This is a genomic window from Bosea sp. BIWAKO-01 (assembly GCF_001748145.1).
Lineage (GTDB): Bacteria > Pseudomonadota > Alphaproteobacteria > Rhizobiales > Beijerinckiaceae > Allobosea.
The window spans coordinates 442,314-459,019 of the sequence record NZ_BCQA01000002.1 but is presented as its reverse complement, the minus strand read 5'-3'; the positions used below and the strand labels follow the sequence as shown (position 1 = coordinate 459,019).

The following is a 16,706-nucleotide window of genomic DNA, read 5'->3' as shown; positions in this document are numbered from 1 at the left end:
GTGCGTGCCTTCGGACGCAGGAGAGGCGATATGGCTCTTTGTCTGAGCGTCGGATCTTTCCGAAAACCGGATTCCATATTTCGGTCAGATGCTCTGGTCCAACGCAACCGGATCGTCGTTGCGAAATGGCAGCGCGGCGAAGCATGCGCGCCCGGCGCGACACTCTGGACTGCTCTGTTCCGCTCGCAACGACGCGGGCGGGAACTCTAAACCGATCCGGCTCTGGCTAACGGGCCATCGCGATGCGTGCCGCGCCGCCAGGCGAGCGCTTCGCACTTGCCGCCGCCAGAACGCACAGCGCAAAACCGGTGAGCGCCATGAGCGTGGCCAACCCACTCCAGGCGCGCAGATCCGGCCAGCCGGCGACTTCTCCCGCAACGCGCACAGCGAGCGACAGATGCAGGGCCGCCAGCGGCAGATACATCAACGGTCGGTAGATGACACGGCGCCGGCTGACGGCCGGCATGATGATCAAGGCGTGGCCGAAACCGAGTGAGAACAGGAAGCCGATCAGCAGCACATGCAGACTAAGCCCATAGCCCAGCGCACCGCCCGACTGCGCGACGAGCACCGCGCCCGCGATCCCGAGCCAGAGATTGCCCAGCAGCATGCTGAGCGCAGCGAACCGCGCCCGCCCGCTCCGCCGGAGATCCCGCTCCGTAACGTCCTGATGCAGGAAGAGCCCGGCGAGCGTGAGCAGTCCGAGGCCAAACAGGATGGCGCCGTTCTCGGAGACGAGCCCGTTCTGGGCGCCGCTGAGCAGGAGCCCGGCCGCGAACAGGACCGCCACCTCCCGTAACGCCTGCCCCTTCGCGCCTGGTCCGGCCATTCGCTCGCTCGCGACATTCAGAACGAACAAAATGAGCCACCACCCGGCGTGATCCGCAGCCGGATTGCCGAGAAACCACGACAGGTTGCCGACCAGCCAGGAGATTGCAGCCAGTTCCACCAGTGCGGTCGACACTGACGGCTCTCGCAACATGATGACGAAGGCCGCCAGGCAGAGAACCGCGGCGGACAGGACGAAGGCGCCCGCGCCGAGCGCGAGCGGCATGCCAGCGAGGAGGGCAAGCGTCCCGCCCCCCGACAGCGCGGGCGCGAGCAAGGCCCAGCGATCGCCCGCATCAAGCGCCCGTTTCCAGGCGAGCAACGTGCCGAACAGACCGCAGATCAGCAGCGGTCCATGCAGAGCGCCATGGGTCTCGCCTGCCGGCAGCGGCCAGCCGAGCAGCGACAGGCCGCCGCTCAGCCCGGAGACGAGCGCGAGAAGGCAGAGCAACAGAAGTGGCCGGCGCCAGTGAGCCTCGAATGCGGGGCGGGCCGGCATCCGCCTCGCGCCCTGATCGGTTTCAGAGGTGCTCGCCATCGGCTCGGTCTCCGGATCCTCATCGGCCGCGATGCAGGAAATCGCCAGCGATATGGGGTTGGCGAGGTCGCATCACGGCCATACAGGCACGCTCGGCTCACCGCCGCGATCTAGCTCTTTGTTTGAGCATCGGATTTTTCCGAAAACCGGATTCCACTTCTCGGTCCGATGTTCTAACGGCGGCGGAGTTTCCGCTATTTCGAGGCGACGGAGATGTGGGCGGCCTTGTCGAACAGGGTGGCGAAAACCTGCTTCGCCTTCGGCGGGTGCGCTGCGGCCTTTGCCTGGTCGAGATTGGGCGGTTCGCCGACCACGACCAGACCGACCATGCCCATGCCGTAATGCGGCTTGCATTTGTAGCCGTAGACGCCGGGCTTATCAAAGGTGATGGCGAGTTCCTCGTTGATCTTGCCGACGAAGACCTTGCCACCTTCGGGCAGCATCGCCTCAACGCTCTCGACGTTGTGCCCCTTGTCGGCGGCGATGAACTTGACGGTATCGCCGGGGTTTACCTTCACCACAGCGGGCTCGAACACCATGATGCCCTCGGCGCCTTTGTTGAGCATCTTCACCTCGACTTCGGCGGCGCCGGCCACGCCCGTGACCCCGAGTGCAGCCACAAGGGCACCGAGCACGATGACCTTCCGCATGATCTGTCTCCTGTTGAGTTGCGCGCGCCGGTTATGGCGCCTGCGGAGGGACTTACCTGCCGGCCGCCAAGCCTGAATTGTTCTGGCGCAAACACGGAGAAAATCTCGGTCGTCGGCCCGCCGGAGCGGAGGCGAAATCTATCGGACGCGCGGCGCCGCCAGAGCCGACGTGTCTGATTACATCGAGCGGTTCTACAACACGATCCGCAGGCACTCGACCATCGGCTATCTCAGCCCGGTCGAGTTCGAAAAGATGTTTAACTGACCGTCCACAGAACCAGCAGCAGGCCAAACCAAGGTTCTTCGACGCTCCACATCACCGACATCGTCAGGGGATCGTCCGGGTTCTTCCTTGAAATCCCCGCCGTCCAGGCCCCCTTCAGCACGCAACCGCAAAAGCCCTAGGGTGCGATCGCGCGATACGCATACCAGGTCCCGTGCCCCAGCAGCGGGAACAAGACAATCAGGCCGAGCAGCCCAGTTGCCAGGCTCAGCAGAAGCAGTCCAACGACGACCCCACCCCAGACCAGCATCACTGGCAGGTTGTTCCAGACCAATGCCATGCTTGCGCCCATCGCGGTTAAGGCGTCGACACGCCTGTCCAGCTGAATCGAGAGGCCGAAGACGCTGATGGCAAAGGAGAAAGCAGCAAAAAGAACGCCCACCGCGCCACCAACCAGAACCATCGCCCAGCCAACACGGGTCGTTAACAGCATTGGCGCGATGAGGTCGTGTCCCGGAAGTGGGCGTGACACCAGGATCAGCAGGCATAGAAGGACACCGGTGAACAGTACCTGCCCACCAACTACCGGTTTCACGAAGATCATCTGCGACAGGCCAACCCGTTCGCCCATCGCCAGGCGGCGGCTCTTCTCATAGAGGCCGACGGCCAGAAGCGGCCCGACAATCGTGAAGGCTGCCAATGCCAGAACTAGCGCGTAGTATCGTCCGAAGGCGACGAGGCTGGCGCCGACGCCGAGCGCCATCAGGAAAACCAGCAAACCATAGATCAGGCTCGGTACCGGGTCCTCGGTGAGGTCGCTCCAGCCAGCGGCGAGCCAACCGAAGGCGGCCGAGGCCGGCACAGCGTGGCTCCATTCGTTGTCGGTCAGGCCGGGAGCGCGGAGATCGTCGTTGCTCTTGCCTTTGTCGCCGCGACACGCGGGACAATTCCCCATGTAAACGGTCTTGCTGGCGTCGTCCTTTCCGCCGGCGACGTACAGGATCTCAGCGAGGGTTGGCATTCCGTCGCAGCCAACGGCCAGCACTTGCGCAGTACCGCTAGATCTGAGCTCGCATCCGCGCCGTAACGCAAGGCGCAATTGTCGCCGAAGAGCGCGTGACGCATGAAATCGGTCGCCGCCAACCGCTGTATCCAAGTCCGATCCGCCGCGGTAACGCAGACCGAACATTGCATTACTCCCCGGCCCGCAGAAGGGGCTCCAATACAAGATCGGTCACAACAACGACCATACCGACCATGCCCATGCCCATGCTGTATGCGGCTTTCATTTGTTGGCTTTCGTATACCCGCCGGCGGTCCATTGTTGTTTGAGCTAGAACAAAAACGTCGCTCATTGTCGCCGACATCGGTAACAAAGCGCTTTCGGCCGGCAATGCAGGATTCTGGACGAGCTCGGAACATTTTCTCCGACTGCGCCTGTTCGCCGGCGAAGCTTCGACGGCTGCCGCGTCTTATGCCGGAGGGCGCGCGGCTGCTCGTTCGCAAGGCGACTTTGGGCCTCGACACTTATCGACAACTCGTCGCGCCAGTTCCGTCGCGCCGTGAGAAGGCGAGTGGCCGTCGCCAAGTTCCGCCGCCGCCCGCGTCACCGGCGCCCCAGCAGTTCGTCCCTGAAGGCGATCAGGAAGAAGGCAAAGGCCGCAATCCAACAACCTGCGGCGAGCAGCAGCAAGAGCGGACGGTGCGCCTCACCGCACTCCGCCAGCAGCCGGGTGACGGCCGCCGCCGCCCCCCAGGCGAGCGCTATTGTCAACATGGTCGACGAGGCGAAGGGCTTGCGGGTCTGACGTCGGATCATGCTCGCCATGATCGCCAGGCTCGCGCCGCCGATGGCACCGATCGTCCAGACGTGAATGGCGGCGGCCTCGCCCATCAGTTCGGGGCGGACAGTCCCGATCGCGAGAAGGCCAAAACCAAGCGCCGCCCAACCATAGGCAAGATGAAGCGCGAGGATCGCAGGGCAGGTCAGCACTCGCCACGTCTGCCACCGTGCTAGGCGAGCGAGTTGGGCGCAACCCGCCGCGGCGCACAGGGTCGCGGTCGCAGCGGTCATCGGCGCGATCAGCCAAGCGCCGAGCGCGGCCGATGCCGTGATACCCGCCGCCATTTCACTCCACTCGGCCTTGAGCCTACCGGCAACTTGCCCCCTCGCCTCAAGATAGGCCACGGTTAGGGCGGGCGCGATCCGGCCGGCCATGATCAGCACCAGCCCCAGAAGGGAGATGAGGCCGAGGCGCAGCCGGAAGCCGAAAGCTGGAGCGCCTGGCGCGGCCTCCGGCAACATTGCCGCTGCCGCCAGCAGGAAGAGCAGCAGCACGACCTTAATGTCGCGCGTCTTACCAGCGGCCATGACCTGCTCCGCGACGATGACGGCCAGGACCAGGATGAAAACTCCAGAAAGCACTGCCGCTCGGTCGCCCAGCCAGGCATGTGAGAAGCGCGCCGCCAGCCACAGCGCGGCGAGGCCCGCAAGCGCTGGCGGCGACAGGGTCGGTCGCCCCGTCCAGCGCGGCAAGGCCGTCAGGATGAAGCCCGCCAGCACGGCCGGCATTACGCCAAATAGTAGTTCGTCCCGATGCCAAGCCGCGGCAGATGCACCCGCAGGAAGCATGACTCCGCCGCCCGGCAGCCACGGCCAGATCCCTGCGACGGCGTCGAGCCCCGCCATCAGGAAGAAGGGCCGAAACGGTTGTCGCGGCCAAGAGCCGTGCGCCTGCGCCGCAGAGGTCACGGCCTAGACTCGTAGCTGGTTGGGGCAGGGAGGGAGAGCGACGCGGACTTAACGCCGAGCAACCCCGTGGCGCGAAGCGCGATGTGATCAACCATCTCTGCAACCGAACACGGTTTGAGCTAGAAGGCGGGCGTGGGCGGGACCAGAACCGCTCCCGTCTGCTTGGCTTAGGGCATGGCCCGCAGATCCCCGGGGCCGGCTTTCCCGCAGCTGCACCAGCCACTGGTGTTCCTTAAGCCGCACATCGGCCTCGCTCGCGAGCAGGCTCTCGATCTGCCCATAGGCGGTGGCCGAGCGGGATCGCATCGAGGGCGACGGCACGCGCCGGGCGAGCGGCTTCATCACCGTGAGCAACGTCCATCGGTCTCGCGGCGAGGCGCGCGCGTCAGCGGATTTCGATCGCGAGACCCAGGGCGTGACGTCACGCACTGGTACGGTGCAGATAGACCGCATTCGGGCAGAAGTCGGGCACAGCTTCCTCTCTGGCGCCATCGAGCCAGCTGCGGCATTCGCCGCCATGCGGGCAGGCAAGGCACCGCCGCGCGGCGAGCGCAAAAGCGCTTCCTCGGCCTTCCCGAACCGCGGCTCCAAGATCGGCGCCAGAGCGCTCCAACATCTCGCCGAATAAATGCGCCTGTCTCTGGGCCCGCTCGAAGATTGGCCAGGCCAGGAAACGGTCCATAATCCGAGGTCCCAAGGGCATGGTGTACTCCCATGACATTACTGGACGAACCTGACGATAGCAGCCCGGCAATCTGGCTCATTGATGCAGAGCAAGGAGCCACACATCCGATAGCCGGATTGCGTTCGCGCGAAATCGATGGAGCTGCCGTTATCGATGCTGCTTGGACAGGTCCGTCTCGGCCGTGAAATCTCAAAGCCCTTAAACAGTCATTTACAGTATATCTTTTATAGCGTAGTGAAATTACCAGGAAACCCTATTTTTAGCCGTGCAGAGCGATGGTCAACCAACCTCAGAACGTGTCCAAGGCCCCCAACGCCGACAGTACGTTGGTGCCTATGCTGGTATGGGGACTCGTCCTCATCGTCATTGGAATGACCGTCGTGATGATCTTCGTCTAGGACGAGCACACAATTCAGCTTTGGCGGGAGTAGCGTGCTGAATGAGGGTGTAGCGACGCCGCCCGCGGAATTGAGCTCGCAGATCAGAGCAGCCAGACATGCGGATCCTCTCCACGCGGTCTGGCTTTGACGGGAGTGGGCTGGTTTACGAAAATTGCCGCGTGAAACACTGGCTAGAAGCCGAAATGAACCATGCGATTGACGAGCTTCTCCGACTATTCGCTTAGGATCCTGATGTACGCGGCTGCGCAGGGCGAGCGGCTGATTACGATCGAGGAAACGGCCTTGGCCTATGGAATCTCACGCGCACATCTGATGAAGGTTGCTAATCTGCTCACGAAAGCGGGATTCCTCAAAGCGGTCCGCGGGCGTTCTGGCGGCCTCGTCCTGGCTAGACTTCCGATAGAGATCGGGATCGGAGAGGTGTTGCGCCTTACAGAACCAGATTTCGCTCTGGTCGAGTGCTTCGGCAGTGGCAATGGCTGTCTGGTCACGTCGCGCTGTCGGCTCAAGGGCATTCTCCATGAGGCGCTGGCCGCTTTTCTCAGCACGATCGACCGTTACACCCTGGCCGATTTGATGCTGAGGCCTGAGGACTTCGGCATCCGGCCAGCCGCCTGACGTCACCAACGCTCCCAGTGGCTCCCTGAGCTTCGGCAGCTGGAAGGAGAGGCTCGAGGTGACGCGACTGGTATTCGATAAGGCCCACTGCTTGGACGAGGACAGCCTGCGCGACATCATTTTGGCGTTTAGTGAGGGATTGCGCGCCCACACCAGGTTGCGCAGTCCGCTAGGCCGTGTCGTCGGCAACCGCTGGTATGATTTTGAGGTTGGCCTCGAACATTTTCTCACGGCTCTGATCGCACGAACCGGCGATCATGGCGGCGGCCTACTGGCGTTGTATGAAGCGTTTCCAGCGTTGGCGCCTGAGCATGTGACTGATGCCCGTGACCTCTTCATGGAAACGGCGCTGACGATGCTACCCTTTCAAGCTGCCGCTTCGTTATCGGAGCTCGCCGACAGCGTCTGCGATCTGGCTCTACGCGCGCTGTGTCCTGCGACTGGAACAGCTCTCACAACGCCGCTGGCTCTCCGGATCAGGGACGCCGAGGAGGCGCTGCGGATCGGAGCTACCCTGAGATAGGTGACGCCCGCCTGGCATAGGGTGGAAGTTCCATATCAAACCTTATGCGAATCCGAGATGTAGGCGCAAAGCTAAAATGTCCCACCGTGGCAAACTAGGAATGTCACACTCCCCGGGCTGATGGGTTTGGGGGGGGGTGGCATGGGCTGGGTGGAGATGAGCGAACGAGAGCTTCGGCGTGCTGAAGTGCTGGGGTCGGTTTTGTCTGGCCGGCTGACGATGACGGCGGCGGCCGGTTTGATGGGCGTGTCTCGGCGCCAGGCGCATCGTCTTGCGCTTCTGTTTGCAGATGGCGGCGCGGCGGGCCTGCGCCATCGCGCGCGCGGACGTCCGTCGAACCGTTTGCTGGGGCCGCATGTGCGCAATCTGGCCCTGGCATATGTGGCGGAGCACTACCGGGATTTCGGGCCGACCTTTGCGAGCCAGATGCTGCTGGAGCGGCATGGACTGAGCGTCTCCCGGGAGACGCTACGCAAATGGATGAGCGAGGACGGGCTCTGGCTGTCGCGCACGCAGCGACGCCGGTTTCACCAGCCGCGCATCCGCCGCGATCATTTTGGCGAACTGGTTCAGATTGATGGCAGCGAACACGCCTGGTTCGAGGATCGCGGCGGGCGCTGCACGCTGATCGTGTTTATCGACGACGCGACGAGCCGCCTGGTGGCGCTTCGTTTTGTGGCGTCGGAGAGCGCCTTTGCGTATTTTGAGACGCTGAAGGGCTATCTGACGAGCCATGGTCGGCCCCTTGCCTTCTATTCCGACAAGCACTCGATCTTCCGGGTGTCGAAGCCCCAGGCTCTCGGAGGCCAAGGCATGACGCAGTTCGGGCGGGCGCTGTCCGAGCTGAGCATTGAGATCCTGTGCGCTCATTCGAGCCAGGCCAAGGGCCGGGTTGAGCGGGTGAACCGCACCTTGCAGGACCGGCTGGTGAAGGAGCTGCGGCTGGCCGGGATCTCGTCGATCGAGGCGGCGAACACGTACCTTCCGGGCTTTGTCGAGCGTTTCAATGCGCGCTTCGCGACGCCGCCTTCCCGTCCGGAGGACCTGCATCGTCCTCTCGAGAGCACGTCGGATCGGCTCGACACGATCCTGGCGTGGCGCGAACAGCGCTATGTCACGCAGCAGTTGGCCCTCTCTTATGACGGCAAGCGCGTCATTCTGGACGAGACGCCTGTGACCGCTGGCCTGGTGGGCAAATATGTTGAGACCTACGAGTTTCCCGATGGCCGGCTCGAGATCCGCTGGAAGGGCGTTTGCCTGGCCTACCGGACCTTCGACAAGAAGCAGCGTGTGACCCATGCCGCGATCGTCGAGAACAAGCGCTTGTCGGAAGTTCTGGCCTGGGTGAAGGCCCGCCAGGATGAGATCAGGCCGGCACCGGTGAAGACCACTAGCGAAGCCGGTGGCTATGTGGCTCGTCCCAAGGGACGAAGGCGAGGTCGCCCTTCTTTCGTCGATCTGCACATCGCCGCCAAAGGCGCCCTTCCCCACGCCTCTGTTGGGGCTGCTGCGATATGTGAGGTCTCCGCAGCCCCAACAGAGGCTCCGTCGAGAGCGCGGCTGTGACATTTCTAAATTGCCAAAACCTGAGACATTTCAAAGGTGTTGCAACACGAGATATAGGTCCCTGCTGGTAAGATCACGGTCTCCCCGGCAATGAGCTTGTCGCAACGTTGTGAACCGTGCCGATGTCGATCACTGCCAAAGTTCGTGCCAGAGGTTCTGATTGAGACTTAGCCCTCGCAGTCTGCCGCCAAATCTATCCGGAATGCCGTCTTCTGGCCCCGGGGATCTCGAACGTATTGAGATATTAGCCGCCGGGGCGTCGCGCCTGACGATCAGCCCGGAGACAAAGCCCGTCACCTCGCTCAAAGAGTGATTGCGATGCGGAAGCCTTTTCAGATGATAATTAAGTGCGAGGGTAAGGACGGGACGGGTGGAGAGCCAAGCCGAATAGACAGGGAAGCAAGATAGATGGGGGCTAGGAAGGCGCATGGCCCACGAATCCATCAGACGCCGGCTTGCTGCCATTTTGGCCGCTGACGTGGTCGGTTACAGCCGGCTCATGGAGCGGGATGAAAAGAACACCCACACGCTGCTGATGGCGCGCTGGAAAGATGTGCTGGAGCCGCTCGTCGCAAGCCATCAGGGCCGCATCTTTAAGCGGACCGGCGACGGCGTGTTTGTCGAATTCGGCAGCGCCGTCAACGCCGTCGAGTGCGCCGCGGCCCTTCAGCAGGCCATGGCGGCTGCCAACAGCGGCACGCCGGAAGACCGGGCCATTGTTCTGCGCGTCGGTGTCAACCTCGGCGACATCATGGTCGAGGACAGCGACCTTTTCGGCGATGGCGTCAATGTGGCTGCCCGGATCGAGACGCTCGCCAGTCCCGGTGGCGTCGCGATTTCGGACAGCGTCCACGAACATGTGCATGGCCGCGTAGGCATCGAATTCTTCGACAGCGGCTATCACGAGGTCAAGAACATCGAGCGCCTGGTGCATGTCTGGAGCTGGTCGCCGAACAGCGCCGGCGACGCCGACAGCACAATCGTGGAAACCCGGCCGCGGCTTCCGGGGAGACCTTCGATTGCCGTCCTGCCGTTCGACAACATGTCCGGCGATCCGGAGCAGGGCTATTTCGCCGACGGCATCACCGAGGACATCATCACCGATCTGTCCAAGGTTTCGGGCCTCTTCGTCATCGCCCGCAATTCCTCCTTCGCCTACAAGGGCAAGGCGCCGGATATCCGCAAGATGAGCCGGGAACTCGGCGTCCGGTACATCCTGGAAGGCAGCGTGCGCCGGGCCGCCGGCCGCATCCGCATCAACGCCCAGATGATCGACGGCACGACCGGTGGCCATCTCTGGGCCGAGCGCTACGATCGCGGCATCGAGGATATATTCGCGGTTCAGGACGAGGTCACCCGCACCATCGTCAGCGCGCTCAAGGTGAAGCTGACGGCCGGTGAAGAGGAACGGCGCGAGAGCCGCGGCAAGATGGATCCGGGGGCCTACGACCTGCTCGTCCGCTCGCGTCAGACCGTGCTGCAGCTCAGCGCCGTATCGTCGAGGGAGGCGCGCGTCATGCTGGAGCGCGTCGTCGAGATCGATCCGGGGCTGGCGGCCGCCTATGCCCGGCTGTCGATCATCGACTTTGTCGACTACGTCAACCAGTGGAACGGCGCGACGCCAGACAATCTGGAGCGGGCGCTGCAACTGGCGCACAAAGCGATCGACACGGACGACACCGAGCCGCAGGCCCATACCTCGCTGGCGCTCGCGCTTGCCTGGATGCGGCGCCTGGACGAGGCGGAATCCCCGGCCGAGCGGGCCGTCGCGCTCAACCCCAATTTCGCCGACGCCTATACCGTGCTAGGCAACATAAGGGAGTTCCAGGGCCGGTACGAAGACGCCGTCGCGCTCTATACACGCTCCCACCGGCTTGACCCGCAATTCGACCTGTCGCTGCATTTCCTGGGGCGGGCCCTCTTGAGCCTCGGGCGCTTTGACGAGGCCGAGATCGCCTTCAAGCGTCGGTTGGCGCTTGCACCGCGATCGGACATGACGCGCTTTTATCTCGCCTGCCTCTATGGCCACATCGGACGCCACGAAGAAGCGCGGCGCTATTGGCGGGAGATACTGGAGATTAACCCGAGCTTTTCTGTCGATCACCTCAAGCGGGCTTTACCCTACCGGGATCCTGATCTGCTCGATCGGCTGGTGGACGGACTTCGAGAGGCCGGAGTCTCCATCTGAAGACTAACTGGATAGACATGCGTCCTCAGCGACCTTGTCCGGATCTGCTATCCGACGCCATCGCCGCGGAGATCGCTGACCGGATGGGGTGATCTCGGTCCCGCCGACAAGCATGTCGACCGTGCCCGCAGGGTCGGATTGGCCGATGACAATGACACCCCCCTCGAACCTGCAGGTATCGGTTACGGCCCTATCGGTATCAGCGTGGGCGGCCAGATAAAGCGCACTTGGAACAAGAAGCGCAGCCAAATGCGGGATCATGATTGGCCTCCGGAATCGTTCTCCCACTCGATACGCGTTTGTCGAATGAAGGTTCCCGATCTGCCCCAGGCCGCGGGAACAGCAGCAGATGCTCTCGGCCTTCAGCCGCGCACCGCAACTAAAGGCGAGATAATTCAGCGCCGCTAACCCTCTCATTATGAACGGTTATTCATGGAACAGCTTGCGAGGTCCGCACGTTTACCTTTTCGGCAGGGGCCAGCACCAAGTCCCATGAAAAGGAAAGAACCATGATCACGAATCTCGTTCTTATCGCCGCTCTCGCCGTCGTTCCCGCGACCGCATTTGCGCAGTCGAACTCGGGTGCCGCGGCCGGTGCCGCCACAGGCGCAGGCGCCGGTGCAGTGGGTGGTGCAATCGTCGGCGGGCCGGCCGGAGCAGCGGTTGGCGCGGTCGGGGGCGCTGCGGCTGGCGCGATCGTGGGAGGTATCGCTGCGGATCAACGCACCGAGTTCCGGACCTATGTGACGCAGCAGAAGGTGCCTTCGGTGGCTTATCGCGAGAAGGTCGTCGTCGGCGCGACTTTGCCGGACACAGTGACCTATCGCGAAGTTCCGGCTCGCTACGGCAAGACCGAATACCGCTATACCGTGATCAACGATAAGACCGTTCTGGTTGAGCCAAGGACCCGGAAGATCGTTCAGATCATCGAATGATCAGATGGAGCCCACCTTCACGGGTGGGCTCCTGTCCGCGGTGGGTGATCCATTCCTTCCCCTCCCCTCTGCCATGCCGCCCCCTTTGGGAGACACCAATGCGAAAGTTCATCCTTGTTGCGGCTGCCGCGCTGGGCTTCGGCTCTTTCTTGACGTCCATGGCGCAAGCCGCTCCGATCGCGGGCCTGAAGACGATCGAGAATCCAAATCACATCGAGCAGATCAAACATGGCGGCCACGGATATCATGGGCATAAGGGCTGGCACGGATCTCGCCATTGGAATCGTGGACGGAGCTACGGCCGCCATTACGGCGGCCCACCGCCGCACGCGCGCGCCTATGGGCGGAGAGCACACGACGCCGGATATTACCGTTACCGGTAGGATGGTGCGGAGAAGCAGCCGCCCTGCGAGTTTTTCCGCCGACACTGGAACATTACTACAAGCAAGCCGGTGGCCCCCGGTGCGTGTAGCCCGCTGAGGCATCGCGAAGTGCTGCGAGCCTCCTAACCTGCTTAATGCGGGCGCGTTGATTGAAATCGACCCATGACCTTAGAAGTTGGCCCGCTGTGGGATGCCCCGCGCGGGCCTACTTCTTTATCCCAGCAGTTCGCTTGCTCCACCCGCCGCTAACGACTGAAGTCGGGAAGTGGGTGGGAAGCGGAAGTTGATCTCGGCGTCCCAGTTGGGCTGGGTCGCGCCATGAGCGGACTCTCGCACCCAGCCGGAAAGCGGACATCCGCATCCCACGGCTCAACTAATGAGCCTGCCAATACCCCCTGAAGTCGAGCAGTGCGAAACAGCCGCGGTTCACACTGCGCTGGCAGTGAGCATCTTGCGCGGCGAGGCGGTCAAGCGCCTTTCCCCCTCGGCTTCGACGACGACGGTTTCGCTGAAGCCCAATCCGGCTGCCGATGCATACATGTGAAAGACCATGCCTTCCTCCAGCCGCCAGCGAGCGTTCGGCAGGAAGACGCGGGAGAAGTCGCTGGGGCGCGGCGTGCGGCCATAGAGGCCGAGAGTGTATCCGGTGACGTTGTTGTACGCAGGCCGCAAGCCCTCACGCAGCACGGCTTCGCGCAACACCGCATCGACCTCGCAGGCTAAAACGCCAGGCCGCATTGCGGCGAACTGGCAGTCCTGGAGTGCTACGAGGCGCTCGGCGAGCGGTAGAAGCCCACGCTCGTCCTTGCCGATCAGCACGGGCCGCATCAGTCGGGCGCCGTAATTGCGCACTTTCGGGATCAGTTCGACGTGCAGGATGTCGCCTTCGGCCAGAGGCTGATCGGTCATGACGCCATGCAGGAATTCATGGCCGCCGATACCGGGCACGATCGGCCCGGTTTCGCCGGTATCGGCGCCGTTCTCCAGGAAGCAGGCGGCGGCGATCGCGGCAGCGGCGCGCGGCGACATTCCGGGCCGCGCCTGCGCGGCGATGGCCATCATCGCTTTGTCGGCGATGCCGGCGGCGCGGGCGATCAGATCCACCTCGGCCGGCGACTTTACCGCGCGCAACAGGTCGCTCGCTTGCGGCAGGTCGACAAAACGCGTGCCCGGCAGCAACGCTGCGAGCCGGTCACGCGTGGCGGCGGTGAAGCCGTAGGAGGCGTGATCGGAGCCGATCGTGCAAGTTGCGAAGCCGCGGCGCCGAAGCTCCTCCGCCATCACCGCATGCGGCTCATCGGTATCGGCGAAGCCTACGATCTCGGAGAACCAGCAGGCGTCGCGGCACGGCCCGGCGTCGAGTTCGCGCAGCACGAACCAAGGCTCGCCCTCGCGCGGCAGGAAGGCGGCGCGGTACATCGTCTCCGAGACTGTGTAGCCGGTCAGCCAGGCGAGGAACTCCGCGTGGTCGACCAGCAGCAGGTCGGCGCCAGCCTCGGCCATCGCCGAGCGGGCTCTTGCGACCCGCGCGGCGAACTCCTCGCGCGGAAAAAGCGGGTTCACGCCACCTCGCAGATGTCCAGGATCGTCAGCATGTAGATCCGCACCATGTCGAGGAAATCGCGGATCTCGACGCGCTCGTCGGGCATGGTGTTGTAGCGCCCTCCCGGACCGCAGACGATGCCCTCCATACCAGCTTCGGCATAGAGATGGCCGGCATCGGTGCCGAAGAAGCCCGGCGGCTTGATCGCCCCGGTCGGCTGCTTCTCGCCGCGCACGGCCTCATAGGCAGCGTTGATGCTCTTTACGATGCGCGCGTCCTTGGCGACCTCGAAGGCCGGCATCGACTGGTGCCCTTCCTTCTTCTCGATGCGGATCGTGGTCTTCAGACCGGGGAAGCGCGCTTCCAACGCCGCGAGTTCGCGCTGCATGTCGGCGAGCGCGCCTTCCTGCGTCTGGCCCGGGGCGAAGCGGCCGGAGCCCTTGAGCTTGCAATAGTCGGCGACCTGCGGCGAGCGCCACTCGTGCAGTTCCTTGCCGAGCGCGCCATGGACGACGCCGACATGGACGCGATTGATGGATTCATGCTCCGGCGACGGCGCGCCGCTGAACGTCATCGCATTGAGGCGCGGGACCAGATCGCAGGCCGCCATGATCGCGTCGACCGCCTGCTCGCGCTTGGAGAGATGGCGGGTGTTGCCGACGAGCTCGATGACGAACGAAAACGCGCAGGCGTGCATGGTCACGGCCTGCAGGTCGGTCGGCTCGCTGTTGACGAAATAGTCGGCGCGGATGCCGTTGCGGATCGCCGCGACCGTGCCGACACCGCCCTGCAATTCGCCGACGACATAGGTCAGGATCACGTCGCCCTTCAGCTTTACGCCGGCGTCGAGCAGGGTCTTAACCGCGCAGTAGGAGGCCGCGTCGCCGGCCTTCATGTTGGAGACGCCGATACCGTAAATGAACTCGTCATCGACCAGGCCGCCCCAGGGATCGACCGTCCAGCCCTCGGTTGCCGGATTGGTGTCGAGATGGCCGTTGAACAGCAGGCTCTTGCCCCCGCCAGTGCCCTTCCAGCGACCAATGGCGTTGGCGCGGCGGCCGTCGTCGAAGAGCTGCGCCTCCGCCTCGATGCCCATGGCGTTCATCTGGTCGATGGCATGGAGGACGAGCGCCTTCTCGCCTTCGGTCTCGGAGTAGCTCTTGTGCTGCGCCCAGTTCGAAAGCAGCGTGAGGCAAGCCTTCTCGTCGAGCGTATGGATCAGGTCGCGCGGATTCATCGTCAGGGCCTCGAATGTCAGGCGGCCGTGGCCGGGGCGGGCACGGCTTCGAGCAGGGATTGGGTGTAGGGGTGGAGGGGGCCGGTCGAGAGCGTCGCGATATCGAGGAGATCGACGAGGTCGCCGCGATACATCACCGCGATCCGGTGAGCGATCTGGCGCACCAGGTTGAGATCGTGCGTGATGAAGAGATAGGCGGTGCCGAAGCGCTTCTGGAGATCGATCAGCAGTTCGACGACGGAGGCCTGAACGGAGACGTCGAGCGCTGAGGTGATCTCGTCGCAGATCACGAGCTTCGGCTTCGAGGCGAAGGCACGGGCGATGGCGACGCGCTGCTTCTCGCCGCCGGAGAGCTGGTGCGGATAGCGCTCGGCATAGGACGCCGGGAGGCGCACCTGCTCCAGCAACTCACCGATGGCTGCCGCGTCCTTGCGGGCGCCTGCCTCGCCGTAAAGCTCGAGGGGCCGAGACAGGATTTCGCTGATGCGCTGGCGCGGGTTGAGCGAGGAATCCGGGTGCTGGAAGATGATCTGGACATCGCGGCGATAGGCCTTGTCCATGTCGGAGAGCCCGGTGATCCGGCGCCCGGCGAAGCGGATTTCGCCCTCGAAGCGGTTGAGCCCGGTCATCGCCTTGGCGAGCGTCGACTTGCCAGAGCCGGATTCGCCGACGATGCCGAGGATCTCGCCCGGCATCACCGAGAGGCTCACCTCGCGATTGCCGGTGAACTGCGTGTTGGCCCGGCCGAGCAACCCGCCAAGGAAGGGCTTGCGGCCATAATGGACGCTGACCTTCTCGACCTCGACCAGCGGTTTGCCGGCTTGAGGAGGCTCCGTCTCGACCAGCCGGTGGTCCGGCCGCGGGACAGCGGCGAGCAGCTTGCGCGTATAGGCGTCCTGCGGCCTGGCGAAGACCTCGCCGACCGCACCTTGCTCGACGATCCTGCCGCGATGAATGACCGCAACCTTCGTCGCGATCTGCGAGACCAGCGCGAGGTCGTGCGAGATATAGAGCGAGGCGACGCCTGTCTCCTCCTGCAAGGCCTTGAACAGGTCGAGAATCTGCCGGGCGGTGATGACGTCGAGCGCCGTCGTCGGCTCGTCGAAGATGATGCATTCCGGCTGGCAGGCGAAGGCGGTGGCGATGACGACGCGCTGCTTCTCGCCGCCGGAGGCCTCGTGCGGATAGCGCCGCATCATCTGCTTGGGGACCTTCAGCCCGACATGGGCCAGGCGTTCCTCGCCCTCGGCCCAGGCCTGCTTCCGCGTCAGGCCGCGATGGCGCACCAACACCTCCGCGAGTTGCTCCCCGAGTGGCAAGGTCGGGTTGAGCGAGGTGCTCGGGTCCTGGAAGACCATGCCGATGCGCCGGCCGCGGATCGCCTCGATCGCGGCCTCGGACACCTTCAGCAGGTCCTGCCCGGTGAGCCGGATGGCGCCCGCCTCGCGCGCGCTCGTCGGCAGATGGCGCATGATCGCCCAGGCGAGCGACGTCTTGCCAGAGCCCGATTCGCCGACGAGGCCCAGCACCTCGCCCCGGGCGATCTGCAGGCTGACATCGTCGAGCGCGCGGGTGAACCCCGTCGGCGTCGCGTAGTCGAGCCCATAGCCGGCGATATCGAGAACCGTCGTCATCG

Annotated in this window: 14 protein-coding genes and 1 pseudogene; 7 read left to right on the top strand and 8 right to left on the bottom strand. The window is 63.9% G+C overall.

Translation table 11 applies throughout. From position 1 onward, the window contains the following. Positions 1 to 226 precede the first annotated feature (226 nt). Positions 227 to 1,366: a hypothetical protein gene (locus tag BIWAKO_RS33890; RefSeq protein WP_069883331.1), complete on the bottom strand. Its 1,140-nt coding sequence runs from the start codon at positions 1,364 to 1,366 to the stop codon at positions 227 to 229. A gap of 194 nt (positions 1,367 to 1,560) precedes the next feature. Then, positions 1,561 to 2,016 carry a pseudoazurin gene (locus BIWAKO_RS33885; protein ID WP_069883330.1) on the bottom strand — a complete coding sequence of 152 codons (456 nt, stop codon included), beginning with the start codon at positions 2,014 to 2,016 and terminating at the stop codon, positions 1,561 to 1,563. 136 nt (positions 2,017 to 2,152) lie between these two features. Here BIWAKO_RS33885 and BIWAKO_RS33880 point away from each other — a divergent pair. After that, positions 2,153 to 2,281, top strand: a pseudogene (locus tag BIWAKO_RS33880) (IS3 family transposase); the annotation flags it as partial. Positions 2,282 to 2,417: 136 nt separating this feature from the next. Here the strand turns inward: BIWAKO_RS33880 and BIWAKO_RS33875 are convergent. From BIWAKO_RS33875 to BIWAKO_RS37520, 3 genes are all read right to left on the bottom strand, one after another. Beyond that, positions 2,418 to 3,260, bottom strand: coding sequence for a DUF2189 domain-containing protein (locus BIWAKO_RS33875; protein WP_244523731.1), 843 nt, complete (start codon positions 3,258 to 3,260; stop codon positions 2,418 to 2,420). Between the two features lie 585 nt (positions 3,261 to 3,845). Then, entirely contained in the window at positions 3,846 to 4,991 is a 1,146-nt protein-coding gene (locus tag BIWAKO_RS33870) for an NnrS family protein (protein ID WP_069883329.1), read from the bottom strand. 421 nt (positions 4,992 to 5,412) lie between these two features. Continuing rightward, positions 5,413 to 5,607, bottom strand: coding sequence for a DUF6455 family protein (locus tag BIWAKO_RS37520; RefSeq protein ID WP_371332380.1), 195 nt, complete (start codon positions 5,605 to 5,607; stop codon positions 5,413 to 5,415). Between the two features lie 659 nt (positions 5,608 to 6,266). Between BIWAKO_RS37520 and BIWAKO_RS33860 the strand changes: the two genes are divergently transcribed. From BIWAKO_RS33860 to BIWAKO_RS33835, 6 genes are all read left to right on the top strand, one after another. After that, the gene (locus tag BIWAKO_RS33860; protein WP_069883327.1) at positions 6,267 to 6,695 is read left to right on the top strand and encodes an RrF2 family transcriptional regulator; all 429 of its coding nucleotides are present in this window, start codon (positions 6,267 to 6,269) and stop codon (positions 6,693 to 6,695) included. A 58-nt stretch (positions 6,696 to 6,753) separates the two neighbouring features. Beyond that, positions 6,754 to 7,218 (top strand): hypothetical protein, encoded by a 465-nt coding sequence (locus BIWAKO_RS33855; RefSeq protein WP_069883326.1) that lies wholly within the window; start codon positions 6,754 to 6,756, stop codon positions 7,216 to 7,218. A 141-nt stretch (positions 7,219 to 7,359) separates the two neighbouring features. Beyond that, positions 7,360 to 8,784: an ISNCY family transposase gene (locus tag BIWAKO_RS33850; RefSeq protein WP_069880922.1), complete on the top strand. Its 1,425-nt coding sequence runs from the start codon at positions 7,360 to 7,362 to the stop codon at positions 8,782 to 8,784. Between the two features lie 427 nt (positions 8,785 to 9,211). Beyond that, on the top strand, positions 9,212 to 10,972 hold the full coding sequence (locus tag BIWAKO_RS33845; protein ID WP_069883325.1) for an adenylate/guanylate cyclase domain-containing protein: 1,761 nt from the start codon (positions 9,212 to 9,214) through the stop codon (positions 10,970 to 10,972). A 509-nt stretch (positions 10,973 to 11,481) separates the two neighbouring features. Then, on the top strand, positions 11,482 to 11,907 hold the full coding sequence (locus tag BIWAKO_RS33840) for a DUF1236 domain-containing protein (protein ID WP_069883324.1): 426 nt from the start codon (positions 11,482 to 11,484) through the stop codon (positions 11,905 to 11,907). A 98-nt stretch (positions 11,908 to 12,005) separates the two neighbouring features. Then, positions 12,006 to 12,290 (top strand): hypothetical protein, encoded by a 285-nt coding sequence (locus BIWAKO_RS33835; RefSeq protein ID WP_069883323.1) that lies wholly within the window; start codon positions 12,006 to 12,008, stop codon positions 12,288 to 12,290. A 426-nt stretch (positions 12,291 to 12,716) separates the two neighbouring features. On the opposite strand, the gene BIWAKO_RS33830 is transcribed toward BIWAKO_RS33835, so the two are convergent. The 3 genes from BIWAKO_RS33830 to BIWAKO_RS33820 are packed head-to-tail and all read right to left on the bottom strand — an operon-like array spanning position 12,717 to position 16,704. Further along, positions 12,717 to 13,853, bottom strand: a complete 1,137-nt coding sequence (locus tag BIWAKO_RS33830) for a M24 family metallopeptidase (protein ID WP_244523730.1) — start codon at positions 13,851 to 13,853, stop codon at positions 12,717 to 12,719. Then, positions 13,850 to 15,070 carry a M20 family metallopeptidase gene (locus tag BIWAKO_RS33825; RefSeq protein WP_069883322.1) on the bottom strand — a complete coding sequence of 407 codons (1,221 nt, stop codon included), beginning with the start codon at positions 15,068 to 15,070 and terminating at the stop codon, positions 13,850 to 13,852. Before BIWAKO_RS33825 ends, BIWAKO_RS33830 begins: the two co-directional genes overlap by 4 nt. Before the next feature lie 17 nt (positions 15,071 to 15,087). Next, complete coding sequence (locus tag BIWAKO_RS33820) at positions 15,088 to 16,704, bottom strand: dipeptide ABC transporter ATP-binding protein (RefSeq protein ID WP_069883321.1); 1,617 nt, start codon at positions 16,702 to 16,704, stop codon at positions 15,088 to 15,090. Positions 16,705 to 16,706: the final 2 nt, after the last annotated feature.

Coding starts and splice junctions, on each gene's coding strand:
- BIWAKO_RS37520 (WP_371332380.1), bottom strand. CDS start 5,607: ATGTTGGAGCGCTCTGGCGCCGATCTTGGAGCCGCGGTTCGGGAAGGC.
- BIWAKO_RS33840 (WP_069883324.1), top strand. CDS start 11,482: ATGATCACGAATCTCGTTCTTATCGCCGCTCTCGCCGTCGTTCCCGCG.
- BIWAKO_RS33820 (WP_069883321.1), bottom strand. CDS start 16,704: ATGACGACGGTTCTCGATATCGCCGGCTATGGGCTCGACTACGCGACG.
- BIWAKO_RS33875 (WP_244523731.1), bottom strand. CDS start 3,260: ATGCCAACCCTCGCTGAGATCCTGTACGTCGCCGGCGGAAAGGACGAC.
- BIWAKO_RS33885 (WP_069883330.1), bottom strand. CDS start 2,016: ATGCGGAAGGTCATCGTGCTCGGTGCCCTTGTGGCTGCACTCGGGGTC.
- BIWAKO_RS33845 (WP_069883325.1), top strand. CDS start 9,212: ATGGCCCACGAATCCATCAGACGCCGGCTTGCTGCCATTTTGGCCGCT.
- BIWAKO_RS33860 (WP_069883327.1), top strand. CDS start 6,267: ATGCGATTGACGAGCTTCTCCGACTATTCGCTTAGGATCCTGATGTAC.
- BIWAKO_RS33850 (WP_069880922.1), top strand. CDS start 7,360: ATGGGCTGGGTGGAGATGAGCGAACGAGAGCTTCGGCGTGCTGAAGTG.
- BIWAKO_RS33825 (WP_069883322.1), bottom strand. CDS start 15,070: ATGAATCCGCGCGACCTGATCCATACGCTCGACGAGAAGGCTTGCCTC.
- BIWAKO_RS33835 (WP_069883323.1), top strand. CDS start 12,006: ATGCGAAAGTTCATCCTTGTTGCGGCTGCCGCGCTGGGCTTCGGCTCT.
- BIWAKO_RS33890 (WP_069883331.1), bottom strand. CDS start 1,366: ATGGCGAGCACCTCTGAAACCGATCAGGGCGCGAGGCGGATGCCGGCC.